We start from the raw sequence: 8,033 nt of genomic DNA on the forward strand, positions 1-8,033 counted from the left end.
GCCGTTCACCCGGCGGCTCGCAGCGGGACGAACGTATGCGGACATGGCGGTGGTGCGACGGACGGTTGTCCGTCGCACCACCAAAAGGGGTGAACGGTCGTAACTTTCCCTAGCGGGACGCGTTTCGTCGCGCTAAGGGATCAATCGACTACGCCGCGTCAGAAACTCAACCGCCGGGAAAGGCCCACGGGTTGGCCTTGCAGGTGATCCCGTCGTAGGAGAGGAACTTGCTCTGCTGCTGCATGACGGGCGCGAGGTCGCCGTCCTTGTCGCAGGTCACGTGGCTGTAGCCGAGACGGTGCCCGATCTCGTGGTTGATCAGCATCTGCCGGTACGCGTGGATGCGGTCGCCGTAGGTCTTCGAACCCTGGGCCCAGCGGTAGGCGTTGATCATCACGCGCTCGGTGGCGGCGGAGTCGCACGACACGTTGTCCACCGTCGTGTCGAGCCCCGACTTGGCGCACCACACGGCGGTGGTGCCCGGACTGGCCAGCGTGATCACGAAGTCGGGTTTCCCGGAGGAGATCCGTTCGAAGGTACGGCCGCCGTTGTGCGCCCAACTCCGGTCGTCGTTCAGGGTCTTCTGGACGGCCTGCGCGAACAGTTCCGCGTCGAGGCCGAGCCCTTCCTCGACATCGACCCGGTAGCGGTACTTCCGTCCCGTCCCGGGCGCCTTGTCGAAGCCCCTGACGGTCTGGAACTTGCCGTTGCCCTCCAGGTCCGCGGCGAGTGCGTACTTCTGGCCCATCTTCTCGTCGTACGAGAGCGGGGCCGCGCTCACCCTCGGCGGGCTGGACGGCGTGGGCCGGTCGTCGCTGCGTGAGGCGCCCCGTACATCACGGTCACCGGCGTCGGCGGCCTGCGCCCGGGCGGTGGTGTCCTCCTGGCCGCCGGTGACCTGCCCGCCGACGATGACCGCGAGCACGGTGGTGACGGCGGCGGCCGCGATCCCGGCGAACGCCCGCCCCTTGCCGCTCTTTCCGGTGTCCTTGCCCTCGCCGGGGTCACCAGTCGGAGGTTGTTCTTCGTCGAAGGCGTCCAGGTAGGCCTGCCGCGGCCCGCCGGGCGGCGGTGGCACGGCCTCCTGCCGCTGCCGGGGGATGGGGATGCGCCGGCCCTGCCCCTGCCCGGGCGCGCCGGAGGGGGAGCCGCTGGACTCGCCGTGCTGCGCGCCGTACGAAGGGCCGCCGGGCGCGCCGTACGGGGCCCCCGAAGGAGCCCCGTACGCGCCCTGTCCGTCACCTGGGTGTGGTCGCGTCTCACCGCCCAACCGACCCCAGCCACCGCCCGCTTCACGCTGCTCGGGATGCCCGCCACGACTCTGCGGGAAGCCTCGGCCCGGGGTGCCGTCGGGGAGACGGGGGAAACCGTGCGCGGGCGTGCCGTCCGGGAAACGAGGTACTCCCTGTCCCGAACGGCCGTCCGGAAGACGCGGAAACCCATGAGCGGGGGTGCCGTCCGGAAGACGCGGGAACCCGTGCGCCGACGTGCCGTCGGGGAATCGCGGGACACCGCGCCCGGACGGGCCTTCGGGGCGGCGGGGAAAGCCGTGCGCGGGCGTGCCGTCGGGAAGACGCCGGAGGCCCGGCGGCCCCGAGGCCCCCTCGTATCCCCGAGGGACCCCGCGGTCCCCCGCTGGCGGCGGGCCCGCTGGAGCCGCCGCTGATTTCTCGCTCGTGTCGCCTTTCGGCGCCCGCCCCTTGCGGCTGTGTCGTCCCACGCCGCGCCTCAGCTCCCCACAGCGGGGGCGCCGGGCACTGCCCCGTCCCCGGCGGAATCGTCGGCCTCGCCCTTCACCGGCTTGCCGTTCACGGACTCCCCGTTCACCCGCTCCGCGTCCGCCTCGTCACGGGCCGACGTCGCTGAGCCCCGTACGCCCGATTGCCGCGTCCCGGAGCCATGTCCCCCAGAGCCTCCCACACCGTTCGACGCCGTCCGCGCCGTATCGGCCAGTAGGTCGCGGAACGCCGCGGCGACCGCCTCCGGGTACTCCATCATGGCGACGTGCCCGGCGTCCGGCAGGGAGACGAGGCGCGAGTCGCGGAAGGCGCGGGCGGCGCGCTGGGCCATGCGGTAGCCGACGAGCTGGTCACGGCGGCCGTAGACGAGGAGCGTCGGGGCGAGGACCCGCTCGGCCTGGCGCCACAGCGAGTGCTGCCCGCCCAGGGTGTACGCGTCGACGATGCCGCGGGCGGACCTCGTCATCGCGTCCCACATATAGGGAAGCCTCAGGCGCCGCTCCATCTCCTCCACCGCGTTGCGGAAGCCCTCCTCCGTGACACGGCCGGGGTCGCCGTAGCAGAGCGCCATGACACCCCGGACGCGCTGCTCGGCGGTCCAGCCCTTGGTGAAGCGGGTGAAGAGTGCGGCGACACCGGGGACCGCGAGCATCCCGGTCGGCACCGCGGTGCGCTGCACACGCAGTTCGGGCAGCGCGGGCGACACCAGCGTCAGCGTCCGCACGAGGTCGGGGCGCAGGGCCGCGACGCGGGTGGTGACCGCGCCGCCGAGGGAGTTGCCGAAGAGGTGCACCGGACCGCGCCCGGTCCCGTCCAGATAGCGGATGACGGCACGCGCGTGTGCCGTCACCGAGTAGTTGCCGTCGTCCGGCGGCGGCGAGTCGCCGAAACCGGGCAGGTCGACGGCCTCGCTGGCCACCGACCCGTCGAGCAGCGGCATCAGCGCCGACCAATTCTGCGAGGAGCCGCCCAGGCCGTGTACGTACAGGGCGGGCGGCAGATCGTCATGGGCCGGGGTTCTCGACCGGACCGCCAGAGTGATCCCCGGCAGGCGCACCGACCTGAGCCGCTCCCCCGGCGCCACGCGCACGGAACTCGCCTTCGGCGACGCGGTGGCGGTCATCAGGGATGGCAGCTCGGTCGAAGACATGCGGCAATGTTACGAGACGATCACGTAGTGGTTCATGTGTTCGCCGTCACAGATCGAGCCATGCACAGCGGGGTACCGGACCACGACGTGGTCACCACGACCACGACGGAAGAACAACCCGTAGAGCCACGCGTAGAACAAACCATCCCGTCACCACCGGACCGCATAGCGCCACGTTCGGCTGTCTCCTAGGCTCGTAGACAACAAGGCACACCCGTACGTGGCCCCTGCCGCTTCACAGGGTTCCGGCAGCACCGAGGCAGGAGCAGGAAGGGGAAACCACGATGGCCGTTGACCCCACAGATCCCGAGACGTTCGCGGAGACGGAGGCCGATTCCGTGGAGATCGACGACGTCGAGGCCCCCGAGGCCGATGCCGCCGAGCAGCACACGTACGTCACCCCGGACCGGGACGACCCGTTGACCGATCTCGATCCGGGCGTCGCCAACCCGGCCGACCTCGCCGAACAGGCCCGAGTGGTCGACCTCGACGAGGACGACTACCGCTAGAGCGGCCCCCTCGCCCGGGGACCGCCGGCGATGGACCACGCCCGCGTGCCCGCAGGCGCCCGGCCCCCGAGGACCACCGCCGGTGACGCGAAAGACGACGATCGGTGACGGGAAAGGGCTTCCTTCTGTCCACCCTGCCCGCGTTTGACGTGGTCCGCGGCACTTTCCCAGGCGTCCGGTCCGTGAAATTCTGCGCTCGCACCGCGCGCACCTGGGTTACCGAAAAGTACGATGGCGGCGCGGCGCACACCGCACATGGACGATTTGGGAGGCGGCGTGACAGCCATCGAGCAGACAGAGGCGGCACGCCCGCGGGGCACACGCCTTCCGCGCCGAGCCCGACGGAACCAGCTGCTGGGCGCCGCCCAGGAGGTCTTCGTGGCCCAGGGCTACCACGCGGCCGCGATGGACGACATCGCCGAGCGCGCCGGTGTCAGCAAGCCGGTTCTCTACCAGCACTTCCCGGGCAAGCTCGACCTCTACCTGGCCCTGCTGGACCAGCACTGCGAGTCCCTGATCCAGGCCGTGCGCGGCGCGCTCGCGTCGACGACCGACAACAAGCAGCGTGTACGGGCCACGATGGACGCGTACTTCGCGTACGTCGAGGACGAGGGCGGCGCCTTCCGGCTGGTCTTCGAATCGGACCTGACGAACGAGCCCGCCGTACGCGAGCGCGTCGACAAGGTCACGAACGAGTGTGCGGAGGCCATCTGCGACGTCATCGCCGAGGACACAGGTCTGTCGCGCGCGGAGTCGATGCTCCTCGCCTCGGGTCTGGGCGGGCTCGCCCAGGTCGTGGCGCGGTCCTGGCTGCACAGCGACCGCAGCGTCCCGCGCGAGCAGGCGGTCCAGCTGCTGGCGTCGCTGGCGTGGCGCGGCATCGCAGGCTTCCCGCTGCACGGCATCGAGCACCACTGACCGTCGCCGCGCGGCCCCGGACCGGCGCTCGGCACACCCCTGGTCCGGGGTTTTGTTCCCGCACCCTGTTCGCTCCTGGCGTTGCCGAGCGGAGGGTGGACGTCCCCTCACCGGGCTAATGTGTGCTGGGTACGGCGCGGACGCCCGCGCACTTCACTGACCGTCGGAGGGACATAGCCGTGGAGGTCAAGATCGGCGTGCAGCACGCGCCCCGCGAGATCGTTCTGGAGAGCGGTCAGAGTGCCGAGGAGGTCGAGCGTGCCGTGTCCGAGGCGCTGGCCGGCAAGTCGGCGCTGCTGAGCCTCACGGACGAGCACGGTCGCAAGGTGCTGATCCCTGCCGACCGTCTCGCCTACATCGACATCGGCGAGCCGACCGTCCGCAAGGTCGGTTTCAGCGCGCTGTAGGCGAGAGGCGCACGACGTATACGGAGGGGCCCGGTGGTGTGAAACCACCGGGCCCCTCCGCATGCGCCCCTCCACAACTCGTCCACAGGGGGAGGATTGCGTTCCGTGACTCGCGGGTAGTACCGGCTACGACCGATTTGCCCAGGCCAAGCCGTGTGGGAGGGAACCCGATCATGTTCTTGGAAGCGCTCGGATCCGCACTCGTCGGACTCGCCCTCGCCTGGGCCGCCGTCTACCGCCTGCCGCACCGTCTGCCGCCCCGCACGCTCGTCCTGCCGACCGGCGTGGCGGGCGCCCTCTTCGGCGCGTTCCTCACCCACACCGCCCTGGGTTCCACCAACTTCCTGGTGCTCCTGAGCGGCGGGGCGATCGTCGCCGCGGCGTCGTTGTCGCTCCTGCTGCGCCCGACGGAGCGTTTTCGACGCAGGTCGGCCACCGCGTAGCCCGCGTAACGGCGAGCCCTCCGAGGAGACGCGGAGCCGTAGCGACATCCGAGCCGCCACCGACCGCGACATCCGCGCCGCCACCGCGCGGGCACGACCGACCACGCATCCGCGACCGACCTCGCACGCCCCGCGGCCGCCCACGGACACGCCGGACGCCGCGCCCCACGACGACTAGCCGACCACGGGGTCAGCGGCTCACGGCGGTCGGGAGCTCACGGCGACCGGGCGCTCAAGCAACCAGCGGCTCACAGCGGCCGGGCGCTCAATGCAACCAGCGGCTCACGCGGCCAGGCCGAGCGCCGCCATCCGCTTCGTGTGCGCCTCGGTGATCCGGGAGAACATCCGCCCCACCTCGGCCAGGTCGAACCCGTCGGCCACGCCGCCCACGAGCATCGTGGACAGGGCGTCCCGGTCGGCCACGACCCGCTGCGACTGCGACAGCGCCTCGCCCATCAGCCGCCGCGCCCACAGCGCGAGCCGCCCGCCGACCCGCGGGTCCTCGTCGATCGCGGCCCGCACCTTCTCCACCGCGAACTCGGCGTGCCCGGTGTCGTCGAGGACGGCGAGCACCAGCCCGCGCGTGTCCGCGTCGAGGTGCGCCGCGACCTCCCGGTAGAAGTCACTGGCGATCGAGTCGCCGACGTACGCCTTGACCAGGCCCTCCAGCCAGTCCGACGGCGCCGTCTGCTTGTGGAAGCCGTCGAGCGCGTCCACGAACGGCTCCATGGCGCGCGTCGGCTCCTCGCCGATCTCCGTGAGCCGGTCCCGCAACCTCTCGAAGTGGTGGAACTCGGCGGCGGCCATCTTCGCCAGCTCCGCCTTGTCGACGAGCGTCGGCGCCAGCTTCGCGTCCTCCGCGAGCCGTTCGAACGCCGCGAGCTCCCCGTACGCCAGCGCTCCGAGCAGATCCACGACGGCGGCGCGGTACTGCGGGTCGGCCGAGGCTTGGGCCCAGTCCTGGGCGGCGATGCCGGTGACCTCGGCGGTCTCGGCCGTCTCAGCGGTACCGGCGGCGTTCTCAGGCTTGTCAGACGTGGTCATGAAGCGCACAATAGCCCGCTCTGCGCAGGGTGGAAGGGCCCGGTCGATCGGTGTGACGACGACTACGTGACCAAATCGGCCATCGCATGTGCGTGTTTCCGGGGTATGGTGGTAATGCGCCTGCTGAGTACGTCGACGTACCACCGCGGTATCTCGACCGTCTCTCGACAGGCCGCACGCATGAGGATGCCCGGTCGGTGGCCCGATCGGCTCCGACCCGACAGCCCTCCTGTTCCGTACGGCACTCTGCGTACGGCGTCCGGAGGGAACCCCTCAGCGGTATGAGCGCTAGAGCGTCGGCAGTGGTCCCGTGCCACACGGCCAGCCCGTGAGGGCGGCCGATGTCCCCCAGGCACGGTCAGACGACACGACCCCCGCGCTCGCGCCACGCCGCGTACACAGAAGAGGCAGCACCCTGACTACGACTTTTCGAGATCTCGGAATCCTCCCCGAGACGGCCGAGGCCCTGGAAGCCGTCGGCATCATCACTCCCTTCCCCATCCAGGAGATGACGCTCCCGGTCGCCCTCTCCGGCACCGACGTCATCGGCCAGGCCAAGACCGGCACCGGCAAGACGCTCGGTTTCGGCCTGCCGCTCCTGGAGCGCGTCACCGTCCCCGCCGACGTCGAGGCCGGCCGCGCCAAGCCCGAGGACCTCACCGACGCCCCGCAGGCGCTCGTCGTCGTCCCCACCCGCGAGCTGTGCACCCAGGTCACCAACGACCTGCTGACCGCCGGCAAGGTGCGCAACGTCCGCGTCACCGCGATCTACGGCGGTCGCGCGTACGAGCCGCAGGTCGAGGCCCTGAAGAAGGGCGTCGACGTCGTCATCGGCACCCCCGGACGACTCCTCGACCTGGCCGGCCAGAAGAAGCTGAACCTGAAGCACGTCAAGTGCCTGGTTCTCGACGAGGCCGACGAGATGCTCGACCTGGGCTTCCTGCCCGACGTCGAGAAGATCATCAACATGCTTCCGGCCCGCCGCCAGACGATGCTGTTCTCGGCGACCATGCCGGGCGCCGTCATCGGTCTCGCCCGCCGTTACATGTCGCAGCCGACGCACATCCGTGCCACGGCCCCCGACGACGAGGGCGCGACGGTCGCGAACACCTCGCAGCACATCTACCGCGCGCACAACATGGACAAGCCCGAGATGGTCGCGCGCATACTGCAGGCCGACGGCCGGGGACTGGCCATGGTCTTCTGCCGCACCAAGCGCACGGCCGCCGACCTCGCCGACCAGCTCAAGCAGCGCGGCTTCGCCTCCGGCGCGGTCCACGGCGACCTCGGCCAGGGCGCCCGTGAGCAGGCGCTGCGCGCGTTCCGCAACGGCAAGGTCGACGTCCTCGTCTGCACCGACGTCGCCGCGCGCGGCATCGACGTCGAGGGCGTCACCCACGTCATCAACTACCAGTCCCCCGAGGACGAGAAGACGTACCTGCACCGCATCGGCCGTACGGGCCGCGCGGGCGCCAAGGGCATCGCGATCACCCTCGTCGACTGGGACGACATCCCGCGCTGGCAGCTCATCAACAAGGCGCTGGACCTCGGCTTCAACGACCCGCCGGAGACGTACTCCACGTCCCCGCACCTCTTCGAGGAACTGAGCATCCCGGCGGGCACCAAGGGTGTCCTGCCGCGCTCGGAGCGCACGCGGGCCGGCCTCGACGCCGAGGAGCTGGAAGACCTTGGTGAGCCGGGTGGTCGCGGTGCCCGCGGGCGCGGCGGCCGTTCCTCCGGCCCGGCGCCCTCCGCGGAGCGCGAGCGCCCGGCGCGTACGCCGCGCCGTCGCCGCCGGACGCGCGGTGGCGCCACCGTGGACG

General features: G+C 71.2%; 8 protein-coding genes. 5 read left to right on the forward strand and 3 right to left on the reverse strand.

What is annotated here, in order from left to right; all coding sequences use genetic code 11:
* Nucleotides 1-166: 166 nt before the first annotated feature.
* Nucleotides 167-1,720 (reverse strand): DUF3152 domain-containing protein, encoded by a 1,554-nt coding sequence (locus M8J73_RS35590; protein WP_079055217.1) that lies wholly within the window; start codon nt 1,718-1,720, stop codon nt 167-169.
* Between the two features lie 8 nt (nt 1,721-1,728).
* Nucleotides 1,729-2,889 (reverse strand): alpha/beta fold hydrolase, encoded by a 1,161-nt coding sequence (locus M8J73_RS35595; RefSeq protein WP_079055216.1) that lies wholly within the window; start codon nt 2,887-2,889, stop codon nt 1,729-1,731.
* A 284-nt stretch (nt 2,890-3,173) separates the two neighbouring features.
* Here M8J73_RS35595 and M8J73_RS35600 point away from each other — a divergent pair, with 284 nt between their 5' ends.
* The 4 genes from M8J73_RS35600 (at nt 3,174) to M8J73_RS35615 (ending at nt 5,166) form a co-directional block, all read left to right on the forward strand.
* Complete coding sequence (locus tag M8J73_RS35600) at nt 3,174-3,398, forward strand: Rv3202a family protein (protein WP_055542436.1); 225 nt, start codon at nt 3,174-3,176, stop codon at nt 3,396-3,398.
* Nucleotides 3,399-3,674: 276 nt separating this feature from the next.
* Nucleotides 3,675-4,316, forward strand: a complete 642-nt coding sequence (locus M8J73_RS35605; protein ID WP_055514444.1) for a TetR/AcrR family transcriptional regulator — start codon at nt 3,675-3,677, stop codon at nt 4,314-4,316.
* A 179-nt stretch (nt 4,317-4,495) separates the two neighbouring features.
* On the forward strand, nt 4,496-4,723 hold the full coding sequence (locus M8J73_RS35610; RefSeq protein WP_055514448.1) for a DUF3107 domain-containing protein: 228 nt from the start codon (nt 4,496-4,498) through the stop codon (nt 4,721-4,723).
* 173 nt (nt 4,724-4,896) lie between these two features.
* Entirely contained in the window at nt 4,897-5,166 is a 270-nt protein-coding gene (locus M8J73_RS35615) for a hypothetical protein (RefSeq protein WP_055542435.1), read from the forward strand.
* Nucleotides 5,167-5,448: 282 nt separating this feature from the next.
* Here the strand turns inward: M8J73_RS35615 and M8J73_RS35620 are convergent, their stop codons facing one another.
* On the reverse strand, nt 5,449-6,219 hold the full coding sequence (locus M8J73_RS35620; RefSeq protein ID WP_055542434.1) for a ferritin-like fold-containing protein: 771 nt from the start codon (nt 6,217-6,219) through the stop codon (nt 5,449-5,451).
* 499 nt (nt 6,220-6,718) lie between these two features.
* Between M8J73_RS35620 and M8J73_RS35625 the strand changes: the two genes are divergently transcribed.
* Nucleotides 6,719-8,033, forward strand: a 1,315-nt coding sequence (locus M8J73_RS35625) for a DEAD/DEAH box helicase (protein WP_372504075.1), incomplete at its 3' end; no start/stop codon positions are given.

Origin of the sequence: Streptomyces neyagawaensis (assembly GCF_023516595.1) — a bacterium.
Taxonomy (GTDB): Bacteria; Actinomycetota; Actinomycetes; order Streptomycetales; family Streptomycetaceae; genus Streptomyces; species Streptomyces neyagawaensis.